This is a genomic window from Ruminococcus albus 7 = DSM 20455 (genome assembly GCF_000179635.2).
Classification (GTDB): domain Bacteria; phylum Bacillota; class Clostridia; order Oscillospirales; family Ruminococcaceae; genus Hominimerdicola; species Hominimerdicola alba.
Genome location: NC_014833.1, coordinates 1,452,575 through 1,477,884 on the forward strand (window position 1 = coordinate 1,452,575; position 25,310 = coordinate 1,477,884).

The following is a 25,310-nucleotide window of genomic DNA, read 5'->3' on the forward strand; positions in this document are numbered from 1 at the left end:
GAAATGTACATAAAATTACTACAAAAATGACATGATATGCTATTGTATTATCGAAAAAGATATGTTATTATAACCATAAAGAAATGTTAGTATATTTAAATAAACATAGGTGTAATTAAATTGAAACTGTCAGGAGGTTAAAAAATGAAGAATGCATTTAAACGCATTGCAGCAGCGGCTGCTTCACTGACGATGGCTGCAAGCATCAGCACAGGTATACTTACCGCTAACGCTGCTTACGGTCAGGGCGGCAACGGCACCGCCATAATGGAGTATCTTGATCGGGGTATTTACGCTATCAGGTCAGGTAACGGTATGTTCATCAGCTGGCGCTTCAACGCCAACGATTCAGATTATACCGAGTTCCGTCTTTATCGCGACAATTCTCTCATTTACACAAGCAAGGCGGGTCAGGCTACCAATTACTGGGATGCTTACGGCTCCGATAACTCGGTATACCGTGTTGATACTGTGGTAAACGGCACAGTTAAGTCATCCGATACCAGCAAATTCACATCGGGCTCGAATTATTTCGACATAAAGCTCAACAATCCCGATTCAAGCAAATATTCACCCAACGACTGCTGTGTGGGCGATGTTGACGGCGACGGACAGTACGAGATAATCTTGAAATGGGATCCCAATGATTCCAAGGATAATTCTCAGACAGGAAATACCAGCAAGGTGTATATCGACTGCTATACCCTTACAGGCAAGCAGCTGTGGCGTATCGACCTTGGCAAGAATATCCGCGCAGGTCAGCACTATACCCAGATGTCAGTAGCTGATTTTGACTGCGACGGCAAGGCAGAACTCATCACCAAGACCTGTGACGGCACTGTAGACGGAACAGGCAAGGTCATAGGTAATGCAAATGCCAATTATGTTGACAGTTCAGGTACCATTCTTACAGGTCCCGAGTATCTCACCCTGTTTGAGGGCGCAACGGGCAAGGCACTGGATACTATAGATTTCCCCGTGTCAAGAGGTACTGCAACAGGCAGCACAGCTAAAAGCACATGGGGCGATAACTACGGCAACCGCTGCGAGAGATACAACTCAGCTATCGCTTACCTCGACGGTGTTCATCCCTCGGCTGTGTTCGGCAGAGGCTATTATACTAGACTTACACTTTCCGCTGTAGATGTACGTGACGGTAAGCTTTCAAAGCGCTGGGTATATGATTCAGGCTTCAACACAAGCGATCCCGCTTATGGTCAGGGCAACCACAATGTAATGGTCGCTGACTTCGATAACGACAGCAAGCAGGAAGTATGCATGGGCGCATCCTGCTTTGACGATAACGGAAAATTGCTCTGGTCCACAAAGCTGGGTCACGGCGATGCTATGCACGTAGGCGATCTTGACCCCAACCGCGAAGGCATAGAGGTATTCCTCTGCCACGAGAGCGGTAATTACGGTATATCCCTCATCGACGGCAGAAACGGAAACAAGATCTGGCACTATGACGGCGACAAGGATACAGGCAGATGCTGCGCAGATAACATCTATGCAGGTAATACAGGTGCTGAATTCTGGGGCTCAAGACCCGCAGGCGCTGTATATAATACCTCAGGCAAGCAGATAGGCAGCAAGCAGCCCTCCACCAACTTCCTGATATACTGGGACGGTGATCTGGAGCGCGAACTGCTCAACGATGTATCTATCACCAAGATGAAGGGTATAGATAATTATCAGACAATATTTACAGCAGACGGCTGTGCATCGAATAACGGCACAAAGGCTGTACCTTGTCTGACAGCTGATATTTTCGGTGACTGGCGTGAAGAACTGGTACTTCGTACATCGGATAACTCAAAACTCCGTGTATACTGCACAAATACCGAAACAAGCTACCGCATGACTACCCTGATGCACGATATGCAGTATCGTATGCAGGCAGGCTGCGAACAGTCATCTTACAATCAGCCTCCTCACCCCAGCTTCTATCTGGGCAGTGAAAAGGGCGTTCCCGCAAGACCCAATATCAAGCTTAACAACACTCCTCCCGAGCCTGTTAGCGGAAAGCTCGTAAAGAACTTAACTGTCAAGGATTCTGCTAATGCTTCAGGCTGGCAGCTTGTAAACAGCGCCTACACAGGCAGTCTTATCTACGGTGACAGAGATTTCACCTATACTTCTCTTGCTTCCGACCTTCAGAACAGTGAGTATATCATGACAGCCTGCGACTCCAAGAACACTGATTCAGATCTTGCTGAATTTACAGTTGAAGAGCCTGTTGATGTATATGTAATGGTAGATACCCGTGAGGAAGAGGCTAACTCCGTACCCTCATGGCTGAGCGGCTACTCAAGAACATCACTGACCGCAACATCAAGCAACGATGTGACTTTTGTAGCTTACAAAAAGTCATTCAACTCAGGCGACAGAGTAGTACTGGGTACAAACGGCATGACAGGTTATGTAGTTAACTACACTGTATTCGTGAAGGAGCAGTCCACACCAATGGCTCCTCCTCCTTCCGTAAGCAATATCAGAGTTAATTACAACACTCAGTACCACCAGATACAGTTCGTCTGGGATAAGCTTTATGGAGCTGACAAATATGGTATCGCTGTATACCTTGCAGGCAAGTGGAGAGTACAGACAACCAACATCACTACAAACAGCTACGTAACACCTAAGAACCTGACCCCCGGTATGTCCTACAGGGTAGCTATCGCAGCAAGGGTAAACGGTGTATGGAGTACTACTGAAGCTATCAATAATGCAGTAACTGTTACTGTAAGATAACTACAGCTTAGATGTTCGGGGATTATATACGACTTCCGAAAAAATAAGATAGAATATCAAAAGGGTCCGATGCATTTATGTGTCGGGCTCTTTTGTTTGTTGCGCTTAAACGAAAAGATCGCTGCGATACCAAAGTATCACAGCGATCTGTTGTTATATCTCATTTCTGTTTTCAAGTGCTTTATACAGTGTTATCTCATCTGCATACTCCAGCTGACCTCCGATAGGCAGCCCGAATGCAAGCCTTGTGACTTTTACACCAAGAGGCTTCAGCAGCTTTGATATATAGAATGCTGTAGCATCGCCTTCCACTGTGGGATTGGTCGCCATGATGACTTCATCGGCGGTGCCTGAGTTTATACGCGCAAGCAGCTCCTTTATTTTGAGGTCATCGGGTGATACTCCGTTTATCGGAGATATCAGACCATGCAGCACATGATATACGCCCTTATACTCTCCCGTACGCTCGATAGCTGTGATATCCTGTGGACTTTCCACCACGCATATCACACCGTGGTCGCGCCTGTCATCGTCGCAGATAGGACATAGCTGTCTGTCGGTATAGTTCTGACATTCTTTGCAGAGGTGTACGTTTTTATGTACATTAAGTACCGCGTTGGCAAAAGCTTCAGCGTCCTTGTCGCTCATACGCATAACGTGATAAGCCAGCCTCTGGGCGGATTTCATACCTATGCCGGGAAGCTTTGCGAACTGCTCGGTGAGCAGAACGAGAGGCAGTGCGTTAGTTTCAGCCATTTTTTAGAACAGGCCGGGGAAGGATACGCCGCCTGTCAGCTTCTGCATCTCAGCATCGCTGATCTCATCCAGGTTGTCAACAGCAGCATTGAATGCAGCCTTTACCAGATCCTGCAGATCCTCGATCTCCTCGGGATTAACGATCTCGGGAGCAATCTTCAGATCGAGAACGTTTCTCTTGCCGTTGATAGTAACTTCAACAACTCCGCCGCCTGCAGTGCCCTTGAACTCTCTCTGTTCGAGATCAGCCTGGAGTGCAGTGATCTGATCCTGCATCTTCTGAGCCTGCTTCAGCATCTGATTCATATTGTTGGAAGGACCCTTGCCCATTCCGTTGGGTACTCTTGCTTTCATCTTAATTAACTCCTTAATTTGATTTTTTTATATCGACTTCGATATCAAGCTTTTTAGCCTTTTCAAGCAGCCTGTTGATCGGGTTTTCCTTATCTTCGGGCGATACATTTTTTGCCGACTTAGCTTTGATATTGAAGGTCTGTCCGAAGTTTTCCTTCAGCACCTCGCTGATTATGGAGTGTGCATTCAGTTTTTTGAATTGCTGGAAGAAAAAGTCATTGTCTACTATTATGAACACCGTACTGCCGCCGATGAATGCATTTGATTTCCGTAAAAATCCACTTATGGCAGGATTTCTGCGGCTTATCTCATCAACGATGCCCTCCCAGTTTTTCAATGGCTGAATCTTTGAAGGATCCATCTTCTTGAAATCGGGATCGGGTTCGGGCTTTGGCGGAGCTTCAACTTCCTGCTTCGGGATATCTGCCACAGCGCCGCTGCGTACTGCATCTTCAAGTCTTGCAATGCGTTTGAGCAGTTCACCGTCGGGCATACCGGGCTGAGATACAGCCGCAGGTGCAGCTTTGCCGAATGAGGAAGTGCACAGCCTTATGACGCACATTTCAAGTTCTATCCTCTTGGAAGTGCTTCTTGCCAGCTTGTCCGAACTTTCCTGTAAAAGGGAAATACATCCCAGTATCTCGTTCAGGGACATCTTATGTGCGATATCCTCTATACGCTTCATTTCATCGGGAAGACAGGTTATAAGCTCTCTGCCGTTATCTATTGTAGCCGCCAGCATCACGTTCCTCATTTGTTCGAGGAGCTCGCCTGCCAGCACTTTAAGGTCTTTGGACATTGAATGCAGCTCGTTTATTCTTTTTAGTGCACCTGCTGCATCCTTGTCTGCTATGCTTTCGAGTATATCAAACAGGTAATCCCTGCCTGCGATACCCGAAGCGTTCGATACCGTATCTATCGTGATATCATCCGAAAATGCCACACACTGATCCAGCAGCGAAAGCGCATCTCTCATGCCGCCGTCGGAAAGTCTTGCTATAAGTTCAGCCGCATCCTCATGGAGAGTGAACCCCTCCTGACCTGCGATATACGTTAGTCTTGCCACGATATCCTCGGTCTTTATACGGTTGAAATCAAAATGCTGACATCTTGATACTATTGTCGCAGGGACTTTCTGTATCTCCGTGGTCGCCAGTATGAACTTTACATGGGGAGGCGGTTCCTCCATAGTTTTCAGCAGAGCGTTGAACGCCCCTACCGAAAGCATATGCACCTCGTCGATGATGTAAACCTTATATTTACACATCTCGGGTGTGAACATAACGCCCTCACGCAGTTCTCTTATATCGTTGACGCTTGCATTGGATGCCGCATCTATCTCTATGATATCACCCAGTGAACCGTTATCTGCGGCTTTGCATATCTCGCATTCACAGCATGGCATACCGTCCTTGCCGTGTTCGCAGTTCACTGCTTTTGCAAATATCCTTGCGCAGGTGGTCTTACCTGTGCCGCGTGAACCTGTGAACAGATAAGCGTGTGCTGTTTTACCGCCGATTATCTGGTTTTTAAGTGTGGTAGTGATGTGAGGCTGAGATACAACGTCGTCAAAGGTCTTTGGACGCCATTTTCTGTATAAAGCCTGATACACATTCTCACTCCCTTAATAAAAATCGATCCGACATATAGGCGTGCAGGCGAAACTGTAACACACGAAACAAACCGCTTAATGCTGCTCGGTTCCCCGCCTGACATGGTTCACAGCGTTTCATTGTACAGGACCCGCACACCCATATCTCGGATCGAATCCACGTCCGGATATCTGTTTCTAGTCTTTTTCCGCCGAGGCTTTATATACTTCGTCGGAGTACTTGTATATTATACCACACTTCTTTAGAAATTGCAAGTGTTTTTGTGATTTTTTTTCAAAAATATTTTTTTCAGTCTTTAAATACTGTTATACACTAATAAAACAGCCGCGCACAAGGGGAGGGAGCGCGGCTGTATATATGGTGAAGTGTATTTGCAATAGTTTACTGCAGGCTGAATTATCAGCCGATACCGAAGTACTCAAAGGGGTCTATGCCGCCGAATTCGTCGCCGTAGCCGTACTGATAGTTTCCGCGGCCGTCCATGTTTCCACGTCCGTCCATGCTGCCCTGATCCTGAGTATCCTCGTTTTCTTCTTTTTCTTCCTCGGGCTTTGTCTCGTCAACTACTACACTGAGGGTCTTGTATTCGCCCTGTCTGTATACAGTTACATCGATAGTATCGCCCTTGGTGGTCTTTCTGATGGCAGCTACCATATCGGTAGAGGACTTTATCTCGGTATCGTTTATCTTGGTCACGATATCGTTCTCCTGAATGCCTGCCTCCTTAGCAGGGGAGTCGTCATTTACAACTCTTACCACAGCACCCTCGGGTATACCGTAGGACTGCATATCGCTGTTTACTGTCTCAACTGATACACCGATGTAAGGCTTAACAACATAGCCGTTCTCGATTATGCTGGTAACTATATCCTTTACAGTGTTTATAGGTATAGCAAATCCGATGTTGTCGATAGAAGCCTCAGTGCTTGAATTGCTTGAATATTTAGCGTTTGTAACGCCAACTACCTCACCGTACATATTGAACAGTGCACCGCCCGAGTTGCCGGAGTTTATAGCACAGTCAGTCTGTATCAGGTTCATCATAACTGAATTGGAGGTGGTTATCTGTCTGTCCATAGCACTTACTATGCCTGAGGTAAGTGTGAAAGTGAGTTCACCCAGAGGGTTGCCGATAGCTACTACGTTATCACCGACACTGAGGGCTTCGGAATCTCCGAGAGTAACAGTTTCAAGATCCTTTGCGTCTATCTTCAGCACTGCGATATCGTTGCTCTCGTCGCTTCCGACTATCTCAGCATCGTAGGAGGTGTTATCGTATGTAGTTACCTTTACCTTGTTAGCGCCTTCGATAACGTGGTGGTTGGTAACTATGTATCCGTCATCGGTGATAATAAAGCCCGAACCGCTTGCTGCGGCAGTGGTCTTGTAGCCGAAGTAGTTAGTGGTTATCTCAGTGGTTATGCCGACAGTTGAGTTTACGTTCTTCTTGTATACCTCAGAAGCGGTCAGCTGATTTCCGTCTGTCTTAACTGTCTGTAAAGAAACAGCCTTCTCACCTGATTCAGCAGTCTTGATAACAGCCTTGGCAGGTTCTGAACTGCTTTCTGTACTGCCTGATCTCTCGGTATCAGCCTTAACTGATTTTGACTGCGAAGAAGCAGCGTCATTTCCGAGATACTTGAGTGCCGCAAATGTGCCGCCTGTACCGAGTGCACCGCCCAGCAGGCTGAAGCTTATAGCAAGTGCTGCTATGCGGAGCTTGCTGTTGTTCTTCTCGCGGGGCACAGCCTGTACTGCAGGTGAAGTGTATCCTGCGGTGTTGTAAGTGCTCTCGCTGTTTATTTTTTCGTTATCGTTTGGTGTGTAAACATTTTTGTTTTCCATGTTATCCATAAGACATACTCCTTTATGATCCTGCGGTCATCGCCGCTGTTTGTTTTCTATGGTTATTAGTATATTTCATTAACTTTAAAACTACTTTAAGCTACAATGAAAATGATTTGAAAGAATCTGAAAGTATCTATCACATATCTTTCATTTTACCACTTAATGTGAAAGCTGTGTGAAGATGCTGTCACCCGATGATGAAAAACGCAGATACCTGTAATATTCTTTGTTTTTTAATAATTTTAAAGACTTTTCTTAATGCGGATATCACTGCATATATGCCGAAGTCTGATCCCGGATACCTGTGTGAATATTCTGTAAGCAGAAAAGTGATGCTTAATAATTCTTCATTTTAACTTCTTATATATACTATTAATAAGGAGATGCAGATATCAGCGTAAAAACGGTGCCCCGCACTTATCATGCAGGGCACCGTTTTTAAGGAAGTTTAGAAAAAATATATGAAGAAAAAATATGAAGCATTCTCTGTTGATGTTAATATAATAACCCTGCACTGTGAAATCTGTGTGATAGAATACAGAATAATATCAAAAATCACATAGCGATGTTTTTCTGCTTTATACCACCTTTACCGACACATTCACATATATATCCACAGCAGCCGTCAGTTCCCTGACATCGTACCTTAGCCGTATCCCGGGAAAACGCTGTCTTATAAGCTGAACTGTCCCGAAGATGTCATCACCTCTGCTAAACATTTCTTCCTGCAGACCGAAGCAGTTCCTTTCAAGTTCGTGTGCTGCAGCGGTACTTAGTCTGCGGCTCTGTTCCGGGTCAAGCTCGCGGTCGGGTCGTGCTGATACAGTTATATATGTGCGAAGTATCAGCCTGCCGCTTTCTATACTGATATTTCGCCGCCTTTTACAGCTGTCAAGCTCCGATGTGATATCTATCCCGTCTAGTTCAGTAACTATCGTTCCCTTTTCAGCCTTGCCCGAAAGCAGTGCCGCACAGAGAGCCTTGTCCTCATTGATGACAGTCATATCACCTTTTGAAAATACTGCCGTTCCTGCAAGTCTTACTGACTTTGACAGCGAAGGCTGTTCGTCACCGCTGTCCGTATCGGTAACAGCAAGCACAGGCATGACGGCACAGCCCTCGTCTGAAAGAAAGCTTTTCAGGTCACAGCGTATTGTACGCGAGTATTCAGCGGAAGTTTTCAACAGGCTGTACAGCGCCTCTGCAGAAGTCTCTTCCTCGGTCAGCTTCAGCTCCATAAGCTTCTCAGCCTTTCCCTCAGACATACACAACTCTGTAGAAGGGCTGATATGCGTGCTCCCCGTCGCAAATGCGAAAAGCTCATCGTGTTCTACTCCATTCAAGCCTTTTCCAAGACATATCAGCTGTAGGTGTCCAAAAAATAACTCTTTCCCTGTCTTGCTGCCTGCCGCAGCTATGGCTTCGCTGATAGTCCTGCCCTCGCTCACAGCCACAGCGATGTTTGCACCTGTAACATCAACTGCGGTATCCGAGCCCATTCCTGCAGGCTGAAATATCTGCAGTGATACCCTATATCCCTTTGCTGTGCGGTCTATGCCTATGGCATGAACTATCCCACGTCTGTCGATGCTTATGCTCCTGCCGTGTGATGACAGCAGTATGCAGCACATGACCGCTGCTATCAAAAGGTAGAAAAATCTGTCGGAAGTCATTGAGATCTTTTTCATATCATGCCTCCGTTCCCCTGTATGCGGTTTTCTGACCGAGCAGTATATAAGCAGGAAGTATCACCGCTAATATTATAATAGGTGTGATCAGACGATGTGAGTATACCACTTTTTCCCAGCCGTAGCAAAGCAGCAGCGGAAGTGCTGCAAGCGCAGGCAGGATACCGCATATCATAGCGCTTGGAGCTATCCCTGCCGACGGACGCAATAACCTTAAACATCGTGCGGCACAGTGTACAAGCACCGTCAGCTTCACAAGTCCCGTGATGACCCATATAAAAAGGAAAACAGCATCGCTGCGCTCTGTTATCAGGTTCTCTGACGAAGCCGCCAGGCTGAATACAGGCAGTTTCCACAGCATACCGAAATTCCCGAAGACAGCTGTTGTCATTCCGCTTATTGCCAATAGTACCGCGGCTTTTGCTGATATGAAGAACTTTGCTGTTTTCTGCGGATCGCCGGAAATATCACCGCATAAGAAACAGAAGATCACCAGGCATCCGCAGCGTGAACTTTCTGCCATTACTGCCTTTCGTATATCTTTTGCAAGACTTTCCGAAGCAAGGTCGAATCTTGTGATATCCATATCCTCTGCTGCCCCCATAGCGATGATCACCAGCATTATGATAACTCCTGCAAAGGCGATAAAAGCGGTGCGGCCAATGGCAGTGATCTCCAGCCTTGCGGAGCATACAGCAGCCAGTGCGATACACAGTACTATCATAAACCTTGGCATATTGGCAGAGAAGAAATAATCGGTAAAGTAAGCCAGATCTCCGATGACCCGGAAAGCATCATATAAAAAGTATAACATGAATGCCGCAGTCACTGTTATGCCGAAGTACTTGTTCCTTTCGTACGCAAGCCTGCACGGAGAACGTCCTGTACGGGCAGCGAGTTTTGCTGCAGGCACAAGCATCACAGCCTGCAGGGCAGTTGATATAACAGATCCTGTCATATAGATCAGACCGCCTGCTGTCCCGGGCGGAAAAATGGTCATTGTAGTGAAGCTTCTTGCGCACAGCAGTATGCATATAAGCGCTGAAGGGGATATCTTTTCTTTAGTCATAATCAGTCCGTTCTGTTGTACTTTTGGTTCTCTGTAAAGATTTTATTTGTCCTGAATATTGTACACACTATCTTCTTCCCGTTACAGTTGAATGTCGTTTCGCAAGCTCGCGGAAACCTGCACGTGAGAATATGTCGGTAATACCGTGAGGCTGCAAAGGCAGCAAGGGGGAAGTGTATGGGGCGTTGTACTGTTCAACTGCAGAGATATTGAACGAAAGGAGAGCGGCAGCAACAGCTATGCCGTAGAGTCCGCCCAGTCCGCCTGCCAGGATAAAAACCAGCCGCAGTACGGATATTGCAGGGTAAAGGGATGGCAGCACGAATGATGCCGTCGCAGTCATGCCGACGACTATCAGCAGCGGTTGGGATACCATGCCGCTTTTAACAGCTGCATCACCGATGATAAGTCCGCCCACGATGGATACAGCACCGCCTACTGACCGCGGCAGACGTACACCTGCCTCGCGCATTATCTCGAATAATACCATTAGCAGCAGCATTTCCACCGTAGGCGGATATGGGGTCGCTACCTCGGCTGCGGCAAGGTTGAGCAGCAGTTTCAGCGGGAATACTTCTGGGTGGAACATTACAAGGGCGGTATAAAGACCGGGCAGCAGCACTGCCAACAGAAATGATATATACTTTATCCACCTCGAAAATGCCGCATAATAAGGCTTTTCACAATAATCATCCATTGTTCTGAAATTATCCGCGAATACCGCAGGCAGCAGTATACAACCGGGCGTGCCGTCGATAATGACCAAAATTTTACCCTCGTTCAGGGCGGCACAGGCAGTGTCGGGACGTTCTGTCACTGTTACTGCAGGAAATACAGAACGGCTGTAGCTGTTATCAATAAAAGGCATAAGGTATCCTGCATTCAGGATAGTGTCCAATTCTATGGACAACAGTTTCTGCTTTATTTCTTCTGCGGTCTTCGGCTCTGCCCGACCATGGATATGTGCGATACATACATCGGTCTTTGAGAGTTTTCCGACCTGCATTATCTCAAAACGAAGATCGGCGGTTTTGAGCCTTCGCCTTACAAGGGACATATTAGTGCGCAATGTTTCGGTGAAGCTGTCACGGGCGCCGCTGATAGTCTGCTCGGTTTCGGGCGATGATACTGTACGCTTCTCAAATCCCTGTATCCCAAGGCAGACAGCCCGCGGCACGCTGTCGGTGAGTATCGCCGCAAATCCCGAAAACAGCAGTTCTGAAAGTGTGCCTATATCCGTGACGATCTGTCTGTCGGATGTCATCAGGCTTCGTTTCTCAAGAAAATCTGCTACCTCGGCGGCTGTTCGTTCTTCTTCGGAAAATTCTGTCATGGGCGCGTATACAAGTTCAGCCAAAAGCTGAGAAGAAGCCATGCCCTCCACTGATAATACGGCGCACTCGGTTTTGCCCATTGATATGGTGATCGTGTTAAGGTCGGCGGTGTTGCCAACTGCGTTCCTGATGAGTTCAAGGTTCGTATTAAGGTCTGTCCGAAGCAGCTCGCTGTGTATTTGTCCCTGATCTGGTATTTTCATATTCCGTGACACCTCTTTCATGTTAAGAAGTATTTCACGATTTTATAGGATTATTCACAGGCACAAAAAAAGAGGACAGCGAACTGTCCTCTTAAATGTACTGTATGATATTATTCCTCAAACTCACTGACCAGCTGAGCCACAGTATTCTTTGCATCACCGTAGATCATAACAGTGTTGTCATTTGTGAACAGCGGATTCTCAACACCCGAGAAACCTGTACCCTTGCCGCGCTTCAGCACGAAAACTGTCCTTGCCTCGTATGCGTTGATTATGGGCATACCGTAAAGAGGAGAGCTCTCATCGTTGATCGCAGAGGGATTTACAACGTCGTTTGCACCGATAACAATGGCAACATCGGTGTTTGACATCTGCGGATTCATCTCATCGGCAGTTTTCAGCTGCTCGTAAGGTACGTTTGCCTCCGCAAGAAGTACGTTCATGTGACCGGGCATACGTCCTGCAACAGGGTGGATAGCAAAGTTTACCTCAGCGCCGTTTGCCTCAAGCTTGTCGCAAAGCTCCTTGACTGCGTGCTGTGCCTGCGCAACTGCCATGCCGTAACCGGGGATGAATACTACACTGCTTGCAGCTTCAAGAATAAGATATGCATCTTCAACAGACATGGATTTCGGCTCTTTCTGCTCGCCTGCTGCACCCTTCTTGGCAGCACCGAAGCTGCTGAAAAGCAGTGCGTAAAGTGTTCTGTTCATAGCCTTGCACATGATGAGGGTCAGGATAAGTCCAGATGTACCTACCAGACAACCCGAAACTACCAGCACGGAGTTTGAAATGGAAAGTCCTGCGAATGCAGCTGCAAGTCCCGAGAATGCGTTCAGCAGTGAGATTATAACAGGCATATCGCCGCCGCCGATAGCAACTACCATGGTCAGACCGAGTATCAGGTATGCCGCTGTAACAATGATTATACCAATGTTTCCGAGTGATGCATCAACAACACCCGCGATGCTCAGCGAGTAGATAACTACTCCCACAAGACCAACGACTGCCAGCAGACCGTTTATTGCGTTCTTTGCAGGTATGGTCACGTTTTTCTTGAACATCTTGCCGCTCAGCTTTCCCCATGCAACTATGGAGCCTGTGAATGCTATCGCACCTATTGCTATGGTCAGACCAAGGGCTATTGATGAAAATATATTTATATTATCATCGGTCATGTACTGTGTCAATGCGACCAGTAAACTGGACAGTCCTCCGAAGCCGTTGAACAGTGCAACCAGCTGAGGCATACCTGTCATCTCGACCTTCTTTGCCCATACAGCACCTATGGCACCGCCGAGAACTATGGCTGCGACCACCCATACATAGGCGTTCTGCGCCGGACCGTAGGTTATCGTTGATGTCACCTGCTTTTCAAAAAGCACTGTAACTACTGCTATAAGCATACCCACCGAGGACATCAGATTGCCCTTTCTTGCGGTGTCTGCCTTACCAAGAAGCTTTATGCCTCTTATAAAAAGTACGGACGATATCATGTAGAATATTGTCGTACACACTGTGCGCAAAGTATCTGTATTCACTTCTTATCGTCCCCCTTTTTCTTAAACATTCCAAGCATCCTGTCTGTTACAAGATAACCTCCGATAACGTTTATGGTAGCCAGTACTATTGCTGCAAAACCGCAAATATTGCTTACCATACCGTCTGTGTGGAGCGCTACTGCTGTTGCAGATATGGCACCTACTATCGTTATGCCCGATATCGCATTTGTACCCGACATAAGGGGCGTATGCAGCTGTGAGGGGACTTTGGATATCAGCTCAACTCCCAAAAATCCGGCAATTACAAATACGAATACCAGGAGCAGAATTTCTCCTATCGCCATTTTTCTTTACCTCCATTAAAATTTAACGAAAACATTTTCGATCATACTATCGCAAATATTATTGACCCTTGAAACGCTCGTGGATGATCTTTCCGCCCTGTGTGAGCAAGCATCCGCGCATTATTTCGTCCTCAAGGTTAACAACGAGCTCCTTGCTCTCCTTGTTGTAGAAATGTGTCAGGAACGCATAGAAATTGCCCGAAAGCATTTTCGATGCATCGTATGGCACCTGTCTTTCCAGCATATCTCCGCACATTATGGTTACTCCGTTTTCGGTCACAACGTCCTCGAAAAGCTTTGAGCCTTCAACGTTTCCGCCCGTAGATACTGCCATATCCACAACGATAGCACCCTTCTTCATCCTGTCAAGAACATCCTTGCCGATAAGACGCGGAGCCTTTCTTCCGAAAACCTTTGCGGTGGTTATAACGATATCGCTTCTTTCGCATACCTTAGCCTGAGCTTCCTGCTGTTTAGCGATCTGCTCGGGGGTGAGTTCCTTAGCGTAACCCTGATCAGTCTGCCCCATCTCACCCAGGTCGATCTTAACAAACGACGCACCAAGGGACTTTACCTGCTCCTCAACTACAGGACGTGTATCGAAAGCATCAACTCTCGCGCCCAGTCTTTTAGCAGTTGCGATAGCCTGAAGACCTGCAACGCCGACACCGATTATGAAAACTCTTGCAGGCTGTATAGTACCCGAGGGTGTCACCATCATAGGCAGGATCTTCGGAAGTTTCGCTGCTGCATTAACTACAGCTGTATATCCTGCCAGTGAGGTCTGTGAAGACTGAACGTCCATTTTCTGGGCTAATGTGGTTCTTGGTATCATTTCCAGTGATACTGCCTGAACACACGACTTAGCGAAATCGTTTAACAGTTCCTTCTCATTGAAGGGGTCAAGATAGCTAAGATGCAGCGCACCCGAAGGTATACCTGCCGCAGACTCAGGCTTCATTATCCTCAGAATAATTTCGCTGCCCTCATATCCCGCTTCATTCGAGGATACAAGAACAGCGCCTGCCTTCTCATACGCCTCGTCATTGAAGCCGCTTTTTTCTCCCGCTCCGCGGGTTACTTTCACCTCATACCCCATGGATATGAGCCTTTTTATGTCGTCAGGTATGAGCGATACTCGTGTTTCGCGTTCATCCGTCTCCCGACATACCAGTATTTTCTTCATAATGACACTCCTTTCGGATTATTATAAAACTAATTTCAATATACCACATTTCCCTGTAAAAGTAAATATACCGCGGTGGATTTTTTTCTGAAAAAACTGTGTCGTCAGGTCATGGGTGACCATAGTATTCATAAGTTTTAATTTGAAACTTTGTTTTGGCTAAATTAACAAAAATTAAGTTCAGCTATTGTAAAATATGCAGATGTGTGATATACTAATATAGTATATGTGCCAGATAAACGGAGGATATAAAATGGATCTGAAGCGTATTTCAATATTCGGCATGCTTGCAGTGATGATGTGCTTTTCACTGGGCAGCTGTGGCGATAAAAAAGTCGGTGAGGGCAAAACCAAGATCAGTACGTCTGTAACAGATAAAAAGTCCAATAAAACGGACATAAATGCTCCTGATGAACCCGATCCCGAGGCACTGGGCAAGTCCCTGGAATTTATTGAGGACAGTGTCGATTATTCCGGACAGCTGAAACAGATAAATGAACAGACCGATGCTTTTCTTAATGCGGTCAAGGCAGGAGATATAAACGCTATTTGCGATCTTCTCGAACCTTCCAGCGCTTATTATAAGTTCTTTGATCGTCATAGGGAGTCTGCACAGCTCAGCAAGATCATGCAGACCGTGTTTGCCGATATGGTATGGACTCACTGGGCAGAAACGGATATGAACAATAAGAACTGGCTGCAAAGCGCATATTCCGAGCATGGAGTATATACCCGCAGCTATGTATGTGCAGGTATAAAGGAGATGCTCTTCTATGATGAATATTTCCTTTTGAATTTCGGCAAAGGCGATTCTGTCAATGCAAAATTCCGCATCGAAAGCGAAGCTGACAGCTATGAATGGATAGAGAAGACCCTTGCCATGATGCCGCTTCTGAAGAACAACTGGTCAATAAAATGTACACTTCCCGACAGCAATGGCAAGGTGCTTTTCAATATTGATGAGGATTTCATCTTTGATTATACCATGCTCATGTCCCTTGATGAGGTCAAGGATGAGAATATGGCTCAGACATACGCCAATAATCTGGCTGATGCAAGGGGAACGATAGAGGACGAAAATGCCACCTTTGACAACAGTCCCGAGCTCAGGGAAAATCTTGCGCAGATGATAAAGGAAAAGCGCTTTGAGGACGCATGGAAGTCCCTGAAAGATCTTGATGACGATGGCTTTTTCAAGGACAAAAAATTGTACAGCGACCTAGATAAAGACGGCAGGAAACGAGTAAAGGATTACATAGCAAAACATACATATTCCGTGGTTTGCGACCACTCCACACAGGTGTATGATGCCTCGCGCAGACGCCACATCTTCACTCAGATATACTATGAAGCCATACCCGACGATAATGAGGCGGAAATAGCTGACTGGCTTTCCGAAAATCATATCATGGAGGGCGGAGAAGCCGTATTCTTTGATATTACCAACGATAACAGGCTTGCGACTGCTCTTGGTGGATATTTCGACATAATCTCAAAACTGGGATAATTTTTGTACAGGAGGTCATCCGTATGAGGCTGATGAAGATTAGCCGCGCAAACAGTCTTATGGTAAATCTGCTCCACAGCGCTTCATACGCCATGGTCTGCGGTTATATCATAATGATGGTGATATGGCTCATATATGATATGCGCCTTTCGATCATACAGTGCTTCGATATATGGATACTTGCCATAATATCTATTTTTGTCGGGCTTGGTACAGTTTCCGCCTTCATAGACATAATGAAGAATGTGGAACTTGATGAACTTGCCCGTCACAGGCTCACAAAGGGCTATGATGATGAATATTACCGCAAGCTTGCAGAGTTTTCCCGCGTGAATGACAGCGGCAGCGGAACTGTATTCATGGCATCCATGTACCTCGAGGGAGGACGTTTTGAGGATTGCAGAGCAAAGCTCAGAGAGATAGATTTCAAAGAACTCACAGGCAGTGAGCAGGATGAGTATTTCAATGTATGCCTGTATTCCGCCATACTGGAGGGCAACAGGGAACTTGCAAACGATATCTACCGCAAGGCGCAGAGGTATTTTGACCGCGCCGTTATGGGCAAGCGCAGCGGTTTCATACTTCATACCCTCGGTATGCTCTGCCTGATGAACGGCAGGACAGAGAACGCTTTCAGGCTTTTTCAGTCTGCTATGCGTCAGAATGACGACGGACTTCAATGCGAATGCTGCATCGGCCTCGGAAAAGTTTACCTCATAAGCGGTGACAAGGCATCTGCAAAGGATATGTGCTATGCCGCAGCCGAACTTGTGGAAACAAGGGCTCAGGCAGTGCGCCTGAAAGAGCTTATGATAGAAGTCGAAGAGGCTTACGGAAGGCCGCACGATACAGATACTACTATTAAGGAGACTACATAATGCTTGTAAAATACGGTCATTTAATAACATTTTTTATTTCCATGGTACCTATCATCGAACTGAGGGGCGCGATACCCTTCGGCGTGTTGAAGTGCGAAGTGCCGTGGCAGCAGGCGGTAATAATTTCCATGATAGGCAATATGCTGCCTGTACCCTTCATATTCTTTTTTGCGAGAAAGGTGCTGGAGTGGGGCAAGGATAAACCCGTTATAGGCAAATTTTTTTCATGGTGCCTTGAAAAGGGACATCACGGCGGAGAAAAACTGAAAGCAAAGGCAGGCGAAAAGGGAATGTTCCTGGCGCTGATGCTCTTCGTTGGTATACCTCTCCCGGGTACGGGTGCATGGACGGGCACACTTGCTGCAAGTATGCTTGACCTCGATTTCAAAAAAAGCGTTATCGCAGTTATATGCGGTGTCCTGCTGGCAGCTGCTATAATAACAGTGCTGACTGTCATGGGCTTCAATATTTTTATCACAAAATAACAGGGCGAATTTATGGACAGCAGACCAAAGGATATATAATCAGATGATTTCGGAACAAAACAGTAAAATGACGTTCCGACAAAAATAAATAAAAGATCAGAGGGTGGAAGACATGGTATACAAAGACAGGGACATCTCTCCCGAAGCAAGAAAGTTTTACAGGATGCTGAAAGCCAGACCCGCACAGTTTCTTGGGTGCGAGTGCATAACTTTCCTGCGGACATATATGGACGGCATGGTGACAGCCGACAGACTTTTCAACGGCACTAAAAACATAATAATACCCTACGGTTTCACGGATTTCGTTGAGTGGTACTACGGCGACAATACCTGTCAGGACTGCTTTGAATGTGTGCTGAAAGCCGAGGTAGACGAAAAGAAAGCCCTCGATAAATGGTTCAGCCTGCTGGATGAATACCTCACAGCCCTGGGCTATGATCCCATTGAGATGATCCAACAATAACATTACTTTCAGCAGCCGCCTGAAAACAGGTAAGTCAATGAAAAATTAAAGGGGAATATTTATGGAAATACCAAACGACATCGAACTCTCGCTGATAAAAAAATTCAGGCAGAGTATATGGTCGAGATTTCTTAAAGGCATAAAGGACTATCAGCTCATACAGGAGGGCGATAAGATCGCTGTCTGTATCTCGGGCGGCAAGGATTCCATGATGATGGCTGTCTGTATGAAGCGTCTGCAAAGGTATTCAAAGGTACCCTTCGATGTTGAGTATATCGTCATGGATCCCGGGTATGCTCCCGCAAACAGGCAGAAGATCATCGACAACGCCGCAAAGCTGGAGATACCTATAAAGATATTTGAAACTAAGATATTCGATTCAGTGGTCAACGTAAAACAGAACCCCTGCTACCTCTGCGCCAGGATGCGCCGCGGATATCTCTATAAAAATGCTCAGGAACTTGGCTGCAATAAGATCGCACTTGGACACCATTTCGATGATGTGATCGAAACCATCCTCATGGGCATGCTTTACGGCTCTCAGGTCCAGACCATGATGCCCAAGATACACAGCGAGAATTTTGAGGGTATGCAGCTCATACGTCCCCTTTATATGGTGCGCGAAGAGGATATAATCAAATGGTGCGGATATAACGATCTGAAATTCATCCAGTGCGCCTGCCGCTTTACCGAGGAAAGGGAAGTGTACGATGACGGCAGCAGCAACTCCAAGCGTCAGGAGATCAAGGAACTGCTGAAAAAACTCCGCGAGATCAGCCCTGCCATAGATAAGAATATATTCAGGAGCGTTGAGAACGTCAACCTTCAGACCATTATCAGCTATCATATCGGTGACGAGTATCATCATTTCTTAGATGAATACGACAAGGGCAGAAGCGTCCGCGGTACGGTGGCAGGCAGCAGCGAGGAGTAATATCGTCGAATAAGAAAAATGCCGAAATATCGGACCTTTATGGTCTTCTTAAAGTCCGGTCAGGGCTTTCTGAAAATTGATTTGAAAAAATGTAAAAAAATATTAAACCACCTTTACTTAGTAATTCAGATGTGGTATAATTGTAAAAAGATTTGATTAAGAAGACCATAGTACAAAACATAGTTATAGTCTGTGTTCAGATTGGAGTGATAAATGTGTGGTTTTTTGGTAAAAAGAAGACAGAAAAGACTGAAAAGACTGACCCATATATCGAGATGTACTATAAGGTCAACGGCTGGTGTGATGAACATCCCAATGAAGTAATGGAGATCAGGAACTACGTTGCGATGATGGTCGCTCAGGGTATAAAGCCGACATCTGCACTAGTTGAAGAGGCTTGTGCTGACAGATGCATAGAACTGCCATTTCCTCATAAGGATCTGCTAAAGTACAGTAAGATCAGCTTTTACTGAAAAAATGCAAAATATAACGGGAGGTCAGATAGTATGACCTCCCGTTTTTTGCATAGTATTTGTGTGCAAGCGTTTTATACTTACATCTTTTTCCGAGCGCAAGCTGCTTATCGCGCCCGCAGTCCTGCAGCCTACCGGCTGCCGTGAAGTCATATTGCTATCACCTCTTTCCGTTATAAAGCTGCGGATGATCTCCGCGCATGGCTGGTCATCTCAGGTACTTATGCCGTGTACCCTATCTCAGCCCAAGGATATCTTATGCGGATAACGGTCGTGGATCGAGCGCTGTCGGGTGATCGGTCCGACAATGCCGCCGCTTCTCCGCTTTGTTTCCTTTCACCGAAAGTATAGCACGTATCACCCCCAAATGCAAGGGTTTTCGCCATATTTTAACCGCTTGTAGTCAAACTGGAAAACCTTGTATTCGTTTCGCAAGACTTTTATTAGAATATCATCACATTTCATCACATTATTATTAGATAAGTACAGCATTATGCACAAATGTATGATGTTTCATGTGATATGTATTGTCGTTCACGGGTTCTTATCGATCTGATTTTAATACCCGAACTTATTAACATAATACTGCGTTTATAATATTGTTATAGATCAGATAAGTTAATAGAATAGTAATATGGTAAACACAGAACTTTCATTATGAAAGAGTATAATAAGCTATGTAATTTTGACAGCTGTATAAAAACCAGATTATTGTATAAATTTCGTATGTTTGTAAGAAATTTTGATAACTGTAATATTTGATAAAAATCCAAGTAAGGAATGAAAGATGAAAAAGCTTTATATATTTGATCTTGACGGTACACTTGCCGACTCCCTGTGCGATCTGGCAGATTCCGTTAATATCGTGCTTGAGAGACATGGCTTCCCCACACATGATACGGAAAAATACAAGTACTTCGTCGGCAACGGCGCACTTAAACTTATTGAGCGTGCCCTCCCCGAAGATAAGCGCGATACTGATACGATAAAACTTATCCACGCTGAGTATTCAAAGGTCTATGCAGAAAGGATGCTTTGTAAAACAAAGCCCTATGACGGCATCAGGGAAGTGCTTGAAAAGCTGAAAGCCAAGGGCTGTCTGCTGGCAGTGGCTTCAAATAAACCCGATGACTGTACGGTTTATATAGTTGAAACACTGTTCGGCAAGGGTATGTTCCATACTGTCCACGGCAAGCGCGAGGGTGTCCCCACAAAACCCTCCCCCGATATTATGTATATGATTATGGAAGAACTCGGTGTCACCCCCGATGAATGTATCCACACGGGGGATTCAAATGTGGATGTGAATACCGCCCATAATGCAGGTATAGAATGTATCGGCTGTACATGGGGCTTTCGCACCGAAGAGGAACTTATCTCCGCAGGTGCCGACCATATAGCCCATATCCCCGAAGATATATTAAAATACTAAGAAATAACGGAGGCAAACAATATGTCTGGTATGAATGATTTTTATAAGCAGTTCGTCGATGAGGAAGTCGATGAGAACGGCACACTGAAAAAGTTCGAGCTGAAGCTGAAGGACGATTTCAATTTCGGCTACGATGTAATAGATGAACTGGCAAGGCTCTATCCCGAAAAGAAAATGCTCCACTGGATAAATGACCACGGCGGCGAAAGAGAGTTCACCTATGCCGAAATGAGCAGACTTTCAAATCAGTGCGCAAATATGATGCTGGCTCACGGTGTCAAAAAAGGCGATATGCTGCTGGCAGTCCTGAAAAGACACTATGAGTTCTGGATACTGGCTTACGGTCTTATAAAGATAGGATGTATACTTATCCCCGCCACCTCCCAGCTCATGCCCAAGGACTACGTATACCGCTTCAAAGCAGCAAATGTAAAGTATGTATGCGCGACTTATTTTGATGAAGTCGCAGACCGTATAGATACCGCCTGCAAGAAGTATACAGGCATAAAGGAGAAGTTCATCTGCCGCGGTAAGAAAGAGGGCTGGACTGACTTCATGGAGGAACTGTCCAAATATCCCGACACTCTTGAAAAGCAGGACATCAATAAAAATGACTATATGCTGGCATATTTCAGCTCAGGCACAACAGGTCAGCCCAAAATGGCTATCCACGCCAATGCCTATGCCGCAGGCTCCATAACTACCGCAAAGTACTGGCACCACGTCGATGAAACTTCCGTACACCTGACAGTTTCCGAATCCGGCTGGGCGAAATGTGCATGGGGCAAAATGTTCGGTCAGCTTATATGCGGTGCCGAGGAATTTATATATGATATGGACAGATTCCACCCCGATAAGATGCTGACGGTCCTCCAGGATTACAATATCTCTTCCTTCTGTGCACCTCCTACCATGTACAGGTTCTTTATAAAGGAAGGTCTTGGAAACTATGACCTTTCGGGTATAAAGTACAGCTGTATCGCAGGCGAGGCTCTCAATGCAGAGGTATTCAACCGCTGGAAGGAGTATACAGGTCTTGAACTTATGGAAGGCTTCGGTCAGACCGAGAGCGTTGTAATAGTAGCGAATTTCTACGGCATGAAGCCAAAGCCCGGTTCAATGGGCAAGCCATCCCCCCTCTATGATGTTGATATCATCCGCAAGGACGGCACCAGCTGCGATACAGGCGAAACAGGCGAAATAATCATCAGGGCTGAACGCGGCAAGCATCCCGCACTCTTCAAGGAATACTACGGCAACAAGGAACTTACCGACAACGCATGGCGCGGCGGCATCTACCATACAGGCGATACCGCTTACCGCGACGAGGACGGCTATTTCTGGTATGTGGGACGTACCGATGACCTTATCAAGGCATCCGGCTACCGTATAGGACCCTTCGAGATAGAAAGCATACTTATGGAGCATCCCGCTGTCAGGGAGGTAGCTGTCACAGCCGCCGATGATGAGATACGCGGCAAGGTGGTAAAGGCGACTATCGTCCTTTCCAACGGCTATACAGGCTCTCCCGAGCTTGTTAAGGAACTCCAGACTTATGTTAAGAAGTCCACAGCACCCTATAAGTATCCCCGTATCATCGAATTCGTAGATGATCTTCCCAAGACCGAAAGCGGCAAGATCCGCCGTGTTGAGATCAGGGACAACGATCACAGAAAGTATGAGGAAAGTCATTCATCTAAATAATGTATTTTATGAGCAGCGTATTTCCTACGCTGCTCTATTTGTATATATTCAACGTGAAAATATTGCGAAAATCCTTGCAATTTGTGGATAAATATGCTATTATATAGTATGTGGAAATATTCCGCAAATCGTATAATAAAGAGGACACCATCATGAAACTCATATCTGTTATATTTATGAACCTCTGGGGATATGATATCCTTATATTTCTTACGGCTGTATTCACCGCGATAGTATACCGCTATCTTAAAATGTCAGCGGATAAACTGTACAAAAAAATGCACCTTACGGTATTCGTTCCCGACGGTTCATCAAGGCATGAGGCTGATAAGGAGATATCAGGTCTGAGGGAGCAGGATATCGTCGCCATGAGAAACCACACGGGCAAGCTGTATTCACTGTTCGTGAACCTCACAGGCATATTCCCCCTGCTGGGCATACTCGGCACCGTTGTATCCCTGCTGGGTCTTGTGGCAGATAATACAAACGTCACAGGCAATTTCTACGGCGCACTCACCTCCACCTTCTGGGGTCTGGTGTTCGCTATAATATTCAAGTTCCTTGACGGCATAGTTTCCGCTAAGATAGAGGATAACGAAAAAAGCGTCGAGCTTTATCTATCAAGAAATTTCAGTAACAAGCAGAAGAAAAGCGGTAATGACGAGGCTGTAAAAAAGCCCGTGGTAATGGAAAAGTATTCGGGCAGCGGCAAGGGCAAAAAGGGTATTGCACTGCTGGATGAGATTTTCGGTATGCCCGAGGGTGATGAAGATGAGGAAAAATAAGGGCATCATCATTGAGCTGACCGCCCTGCTGGATGTTATCTTCATAATGCTCTTCTGGATGATGATGAACGTGCAGGAGGGAAGTGCAAAGGTAAAGGAAGATGCCGACAGCCGCATAGCCGAAGCTCAGGCTGAGGTGGTGCAGGTCAGGGAGGAAGCCGAAGAAAAGCTGGAAAGTATGAGAGAGCAGGCTGATATGGAGATACAAAGGGCTCGCAAGCTGGCAGAAGATATTGACAGTACCGCCGCCGCCAATCAGCAGGCGCTTGAAAACTTCGGTGACGGACTCATGCTTACCATAAATCTCAGGTATTCCCCCGGCGGTGAGCTGACCGTCACCAACGGAGATAACGTACTTTCAAGGTCAGCCGTCACTAACGAGGATGATGTTTATTCTGCCCTTTCAGCGGCGCTCAGAAAGGCAGATATAGGAACTGATGATGTGGTGCTGTGCGCATTCGTGTATGACGGCAGCCACGCACTTTTCCGCGATGTTTCAGGTATAACGGATGCAGTCGGAAGGCTCGGCAAAAGCTATAAGAACTTCTACTGCACCTATATAAATACTGCAAGATGACAGGAGGATAATACTATGAGTATAGAGAAAGAGGTCGAAAAAATGTACAGAGAAGATGCAGAAAAGCAAAAGAAGAATCAGAAAAAGAAGAAGAGCGGACGTGCAGCAACTATCATCGTTCTGATACTTATAGTTATACTGGCGCTCCTGCTTGCTAAGCTGCTGGGTCTGTTTGACGGCAGCGGCTTCGGTTTCGGCGGAAAAGGCAAGGATACCGAAGACGGCAGCGGTGTTCCCGACAGGGCAGTAACTGTATCCGCAGATGATGAAGAAAGCTCGGCAGCTGAGGTCACCAAGGTGTATGACAATATCAAGGTATCAGGCAGCACCTACCTCTATAAGGGCAGCGAGATAAGCCTTGAAGACCTTAAAGACACCTTCTCCATGGAGAAGATGAACAAGGATGTAGTCGCACTCATCGAGGATGACAACGCTACCCAGAACACTATGGAAGATCTTACCAATGCCTTCTCCGAAATGGGCAGAGAGTTCACCATAGAGGCTGCAGCAGCTGTAGAATCCGCACCCGAGTCAGCAGCACAGTGATATATGCTGGGACTTACTCTTGAGGGCGGCGCCAGCAGGACGATATACTCCTGCGGCATACTTGATGCGCTCCTCGAAAATGATATAATGGCAGACAGGATATTCGGTGTGTCCGCAGGTTCCGCATTCGGCGTAAGCTATGCCTCGCGTCAGCATGGCAGAAATTACAGGCTTGCAACAGAATTCATGCCCACCCCCGAGTATATGGGTGTAAAGCACCTCATAGACCCACGCAATAAAAGCTATTATAATCTCGATTATGACTATGACACTATACCCAACAAGCTGCTGCCTTATGATTATGAAGCCCTCGGCAGATACAAAGGGGAATTCTATGCCGTTGCCACCAATGTTGAAACCGGTAAGGCAGAATATCTCCGTGTCGATGAAAAGGACAGAAAATGGTACAAACTGCGTGCCAGCTGTGCCATGCCCCTGCTTTTCCCCGAGATTGAGATAGACGGCAAGCGCTATCTTGACGGCGGCATAGCTGACTCAATACCTTATAAAAAAGCACTGGAAACGGGCTGTGATAAGAATATAGTGATACTCACCCGCCCGAGAGATTACCGCAAGCACTCCGACAGCATGACAAAACTCTGTGCCGCGAGATACAGCAAATATCCCGCATTTGCCAAGGCTTTATCTACAAGGGCGGAGCGCTATAACAAGTGCGTCGATGAGATAATGGAACTTTCAAAACAGGGTAAGATATTCGTATTCACCCCAAAGACCACTTTCGGCGTTGAACGTATCGAGGGCGACCCCCATAAACTGAAAAAGCTCTACACCCACGGCTACAAACACGCACTGTGGGCTATGGATAAACTGAAAGCATATCTGAAAAAATAGCCTTTGCATTATCCGGTCGGGCC

The 25,310-nt window shown here is 46.3% G+C and carries 23 protein-coding genes and 1 other RNA gene; 13 read left to right on the plus strand and 11 right to left on the minus strand.

Features of this window, described 5'->3' with window-relative positions:
- The first annotated feature begins 144 nt into the window (after positions 1-144).
- Positions 145-2,754, plus strand: coding sequence for a rhamnogalacturonan lyase (locus tag RUMAL_RS06405; protein WP_013497950.1), 2,610 nt, complete (start codon positions 145-147; stop codon positions 2,752-2,754).
- Between the two features lie 153 nt (positions 2,755-2,907).
- On the opposite strand, the gene recR is transcribed toward RUMAL_RS06405, so the two are convergent.
- The 11 genes from recR to RUMAL_RS06455 all read right to left on the minus strand — a co-directional run bounded on the left by recR (position 2,908) and on the right by RUMAL_RS06455 (position 14,651).
- Positions 2,908-3,510 carry a recombination mediator RecR gene (recR, locus tag RUMAL_RS06410; RefSeq protein WP_013497951.1) on the minus strand — a complete coding sequence of 201 codons (603 nt, stop codon included), beginning with the start codon at positions 3,508-3,510 and terminating at the stop codon, positions 2,908-2,910.
- 3 nt (positions 3,511-3,513) lie between these two features.
- The gene (locus RUMAL_RS06415) at positions 3,514-3,864 is read right to left on the minus strand and encodes a YbaB/EbfC family nucleoid-associated protein (RefSeq protein ID WP_013497952.1); all 351 of its coding nucleotides are present in this window, start codon (positions 3,862-3,864) and stop codon (positions 3,514-3,516) included.
- A gap of 13 nt (positions 3,865-3,877) precedes the next feature.
- Positions 3,878-5,476 carry a DNA polymerase III subunit gamma/tau gene (dnaX, locus tag RUMAL_RS06420; RefSeq protein WP_013497953.1) on the minus strand — a complete coding sequence of 533 codons (1,599 nt, stop codon included), beginning with the start codon at positions 5,474-5,476 and terminating at the stop codon, positions 3,878-3,880.
- A gap of 37 nt (positions 5,477-5,513) precedes the next feature.
- Positions 5,514-5,613: signal recognition particle sRNA small type (ffs, locus tag RUMAL_RS21250), an RNA gene on the minus strand.
- Positions 5,614-5,876: 263 nt separating this feature from the next.
- The gene (locus tag RUMAL_RS06425; protein WP_013497954.1) at positions 5,877-7,331 is read right to left on the minus strand and encodes a S1C family serine protease; all 1,455 of its coding nucleotides are present in this window, start codon (positions 7,329-7,331) and stop codon (positions 5,877-5,879) included.
- A gap of 572 nt (positions 7,332-7,903) precedes the next feature.
- Entirely contained in the window at positions 7,904-9,013 is a 1,110-nt protein-coding gene (locus RUMAL_RS06430; protein WP_013497955.1) for a Ger(x)C family spore germination protein, read from the minus strand.
- A 1-nt stretch (position 9,014) separates the two neighbouring features.
- Positions 9,015-10,082 (minus strand): GerAB/ArcD/ProY family transporter, encoded by a 1,068-nt coding sequence (locus RUMAL_RS06435; protein ID WP_013497956.1) that lies wholly within the window; start codon positions 10,080-10,082, stop codon positions 9,015-9,017.
- Positions 10,083-10,149: 67 nt separating this feature from the next.
- On the minus strand, positions 10,150-11,619 hold the full coding sequence (locus RUMAL_RS06440; protein ID WP_013497957.1) for a spore germination protein: 1,470 nt from the start codon (positions 11,617-11,619) through the stop codon (positions 10,150-10,152).
- Positions 11,620-11,729: 110 nt separating this feature from the next.
- A complete protein-coding gene (locus RUMAL_RS06445) occupies positions 11,730-13,160 on the minus strand; it encodes an NAD(P)(+) transhydrogenase (Re/Si-specific) subunit beta (RefSeq protein WP_013497706.1) in 1,431 nt (476 codons plus the stop codon).
- Positions 13,157-13,465, minus strand: coding sequence for an NAD(P) transhydrogenase subunit alpha part 2 (locus tag RUMAL_RS06450; protein WP_013497705.1), 309 nt, complete (start codon positions 13,463-13,465; stop codon positions 13,157-13,159). Before RUMAL_RS06450 ends, RUMAL_RS06445 begins: the two co-directional genes overlap by 4 nt.
- 58 nt (positions 13,466-13,523) lie before the next feature.
- Positions 13,524-14,651 (minus strand): NAD(P) transhydrogenase subunit alpha, encoded by a 1,128-nt coding sequence (locus tag RUMAL_RS06455; protein ID WP_013497958.1) that lies wholly within the window; start codon positions 14,649-14,651, stop codon positions 13,524-13,526.
- 253 nt (positions 14,652-14,904) lie between these two features.
- On the opposite strand from RUMAL_RS06455, the gene RUMAL_RS06460 reads away from it, so the two are divergent.
- The 12 genes from RUMAL_RS06460 to RUMAL_RS06515 all read left to right on the plus strand — a co-directional run bounded on the left by RUMAL_RS06460 (position 14,905) and on the right by RUMAL_RS06515 (position 25,287).
- Complete coding sequence (locus RUMAL_RS06460) at positions 14,905-16,158, plus strand: hypothetical protein (RefSeq protein ID WP_013497959.1); 1,254 nt, start codon at positions 14,905-14,907, stop codon at positions 16,156-16,158.
- Between the two features lie 23 nt (positions 16,159-16,181).
- The gene (locus RUMAL_RS06465) at positions 16,182-17,036 is read left to right on the plus strand and encodes a tetratricopeptide repeat protein (protein WP_013497960.1); all 855 of its coding nucleotides are present in this window, start codon (positions 16,182-16,184) and stop codon (positions 17,034-17,036) included.
- Positions 17,036-17,521 (plus strand): COG2426 family protein, encoded by a 486-nt coding sequence (locus RUMAL_RS06470; protein ID WP_013497961.1) that lies wholly within the window; start codon positions 17,036-17,038, stop codon positions 17,519-17,521. Before RUMAL_RS06465 ends, RUMAL_RS06470 begins: the two co-directional genes overlap by 1 nt.
- Before the next feature lie 112 nt (positions 17,522-17,633).
- Entirely contained in the window at positions 17,634-17,984 is a 351-nt protein-coding gene (locus tag RUMAL_RS06475) for a hypothetical protein (protein ID WP_013497962.1), read from the plus strand.
- A 61-nt stretch (positions 17,985-18,045) separates the two neighbouring features.
- A complete protein-coding gene (locus tag RUMAL_RS06480; protein ID WP_013497963.1) occupies positions 18,046-18,918 on the plus strand; it encodes a tRNA lysidine(34) synthetase in 873 nt (290 codons plus the stop codon).
- A 215-nt stretch (positions 18,919-19,133) separates the two neighbouring features.
- A complete protein-coding gene (locus RUMAL_RS06485) occupies positions 19,134-19,391 on the plus strand; it encodes a hypothetical protein (protein ID WP_013497964.1) in 258 nt (85 codons plus the stop codon).
- A gap of 787 nt (positions 19,392-20,178) precedes the next feature.
- Complete coding sequence (locus RUMAL_RS06490; protein ID WP_013497965.1) at positions 20,179-20,823, plus strand: HAD family hydrolase; 645 nt, start codon at positions 20,179-20,181, stop codon at positions 20,821-20,823.
- Between the two features lie 21 nt (positions 20,824-20,844).
- Positions 20,845-22,527, plus strand: coding sequence for an AMP-binding protein (locus tag RUMAL_RS06495; protein WP_013497966.1), 1,683 nt, complete (start codon positions 20,845-20,847; stop codon positions 22,525-22,527).
- Between the two features lie 152 nt (positions 22,528-22,679).
- Entirely contained in the window at positions 22,680-23,312 is a 633-nt protein-coding gene (locus RUMAL_RS06500; protein WP_028504334.1) for a MotA/TolQ/ExbB proton channel family protein, read from the plus strand.
- Positions 23,299-23,889 carry a hypothetical protein gene (locus RUMAL_RS06505; protein ID WP_013497967.1) on the plus strand — a complete coding sequence of 197 codons (591 nt, stop codon included), beginning with the start codon at positions 23,299-23,301 and terminating at the stop codon, positions 23,887-23,889. The genes RUMAL_RS06500 and RUMAL_RS06505 overlap by 14 nt, the downstream gene beginning before the upstream one ends.
- Positions 23,890-23,904: 15 nt before the next feature.
- Complete coding sequence (locus RUMAL_RS06510) at positions 23,905-24,435, plus strand: hypothetical protein (RefSeq protein ID WP_013497968.1); 531 nt, start codon at positions 23,905-23,907, stop codon at positions 24,433-24,435.
- 3 nt (positions 24,436-24,438) lie between these two features.
- Positions 24,439-25,287 (plus strand): patatin-like phospholipase family protein, encoded by an 849-nt coding sequence (locus RUMAL_RS06515; protein WP_013497969.1) that lies wholly within the window; start codon positions 24,439-24,441, stop codon positions 25,285-25,287.
- The last annotated feature ends 23 nt before the right edge of the window (positions 25,288-25,310 follow it).

Coding starts and splice junctions, on each gene's coding strand:
- RUMAL_RS06425 (WP_013497954.1), bottom strand. CDS start 7,331: ATGGATAACATGGAAAACAAAAATGTTTACACACCAAACGATAACGAA.
- RUMAL_RS06435 (WP_013497956.1), bottom strand. CDS start 10,082: ATGACTAAAGAAAAGATATCCCCTTCAGCGCTTATATGCATACTGCTG.
- RUMAL_RS06470 (WP_013497961.1), top strand. CDS start 17,036: ATGCTTGTAAAATACGGTCATTTAATAACATTTTTTATTTCCATGGTA.
- RUMAL_RS06510 (WP_013497968.1), top strand. CDS start 23,905: ATGAGTATAGAGAAAGAGGTCGAAAAAATGTACAGAGAAGATGCAGAA.
- RUMAL_RS06465 (WP_013497960.1), top strand. CDS start 16,182: ATGAGGCTGATGAAGATTAGCCGCGCAAACAGTCTTATGGTAAATCTG.
- RUMAL_RS06405 (WP_013497950.1), top strand. CDS start 145: ATGAAGAATGCATTTAAACGCATTGCAGCAGCGGCTGCTTCACTGACG.
- RUMAL_RS06440 (WP_013497957.1), bottom strand. CDS start 11,619: ATGAAAATACCAGATCAGGGACAAATACACAGCGAGCTGCTTCGGACA.
- RUMAL_RS06500 (WP_028504334.1), top strand. CDS start 22,680: ATGAAACTCATATCTGTTATATTTATGAACCTCTGGGGATATGATATC.
- RUMAL_RS06415 (WP_013497952.1), bottom strand. CDS start 3,864: ATGAAAGCAAGAGTACCCAACGGAATGGGCAAGGGTCCTTCCAACAAT.
- recR (WP_013497951.1), bottom strand. CDS start 3,510: ATGGCTGAAACTAACGCACTGCCTCTCGTTCTGCTCACCGAGCAGTTC.
- RUMAL_RS06450 (WP_013497705.1), bottom strand. CDS start 13,465: ATGGCGATAGGAGAAATTCTGCTCCTGGTATTCGTATTTGTAATTGCC.
- RUMAL_RS06460 (WP_013497959.1), top strand. CDS start 14,905: ATGGATCTGAAGCGTATTTCAATATTCGGCATGCTTGCAGTGATGATG.
- RUMAL_RS06475 (WP_013497962.1), top strand. CDS start 17,634: ATGGTATACAAAGACAGGGACATCTCTCCCGAAGCAAGAAAGTTTTAC.
- RUMAL_RS06480 (WP_013497963.1), top strand. CDS start 18,046: ATGGAAATACCAAACGACATCGAACTCTCGCTGATAAAAAAATTCAGG.
- RUMAL_RS06515 (WP_013497969.1), top strand. CDS start 24,439: ATGCTGGGACTTACTCTTGAGGGCGGCGCCAGCAGGACGATATACTCC.
- RUMAL_RS06505 (WP_013497967.1), top strand. CDS start 23,299: ATGAGGAAAAATAAGGGCATCATCATTGAGCTGACCGCCCTGCTGGAT.
- RUMAL_RS06455 (WP_013497958.1), bottom strand. CDS start 14,651: ATGAAGAAAATACTGGTATGTCGGGAGACGGATGAACGCGAAACACGA.
- RUMAL_RS06490 (WP_013497965.1), top strand. CDS start 20,179: ATGAAAAAGCTTTATATATTTGATCTTGACGGTACACTTGCCGACTCC.
- RUMAL_RS06495 (WP_013497966.1), top strand. CDS start 20,845: ATGTCTGGTATGAATGATTTTTATAAGCAGTTCGTCGATGAGGAAGTC.
- RUMAL_RS06430 (WP_013497955.1), bottom strand. CDS start 9,013: ATGAAAAAGATCTCAATGACTTCCGACAGATTTTTCTACCTTTTGATA.